This window comes from Paenibacillus sp. A3 (genome assembly GCF_001399685.1).
Classification (GTDB): Bacteria; Bacillota; Bacilli; order Paenibacillales; family NBRC-103111; genus Paenibacillus_G.
The window spans coordinates 1-899 of sequence record NZ_JTHN01000404.1 but is presented as its reverse complement, the minus strand read 5'-3'; the positions used below and the strand labels follow the sequence as shown (position 1 = coordinate 899).

General features: G+C 59.0%; 1 protein-coding gene. It reads left to right on the top strand.

The features are described from left to right. Positions 1-132: 132 nt before the first annotated feature. Positions 133-899, top strand: a 767-nt coding sequence (locus QJ48_RS39590; protein WP_202813859.1) for a glutathionylspermidine synthase family protein, incomplete at its 3' end; no start/stop codon positions are given.

Below are 899 nucleotides of genomic sequence, written 5' to 3'. Positions count from 1 at the left end.
TAGGTGGGATTTGAAGATAACGAAAACGAGATATTAGATATGATGGAAGAGTTAAATTGAGAGTAAGTATTAAAGAAAAATGTCTGTTTATTTAATGATGCTTTTTTTTTTTTTTAAGCGCTGATGCCCCGGTTGGCCATCCCGCCGTTCTACTGGGACTGGATCGCCAACTCCTGGAAAGCGCGCGACCCGCATCTGTATGGCCGCATGGATCTGGCGTATTCGGGCGATGGCCCGGCCAAGTTGTACGAACTCAATTACGACACCCCGACATCGCTCTACGAATCGGCCTACTTCCAGTGGTTGTGGCTGGAACAACAGATCGCCAGCGGCGCGCTGCCCAAGGGGACCGATCAGTACAACCTGATCCAGGACCTGCTGTGCGAAACCCTGGGCGCGCTGGCCGTGGATGGCGCGATCGGCGCGCAGATGCATTTTGCGGCGGTGCGCGATTCGCTGGAGGACCGCGCCACCGTGCGCTATTTGCGCGACTGTGCGCATCAGGTGGGCATCAGCACCGAGGAAGTGGCCATCGAAGACATCGGCCTGAGTGCCGAAGGCTGGTTCACCGACGAACAGGATCGGGTGATCCATACGCTGTTCAAGCTGTATCCGCTGGAATTCATGATGGAAGAACGCTTCGGGCCGGCATTGATCGCCGACCGGGTGCGCCTGATCGAACCGGCATGGAAATCGGTGTTGAGCAACAAGGGCATCCTGCCGCTGCTGTGGGACCGCCATCAGGGCCACCCGAATCTGCTGCCCGCCCGTTTCGCGCAGGCCGGCGAGGCGCCGAGCGCAGGCTGGGTGCGCAAGCCGTTGCTCTCGCGCGAGGGGGCCAACATCGCGCTAGTCACGGCGCAAGGCGAGACCGCGCACACCGATGGTCCGTACGTGGA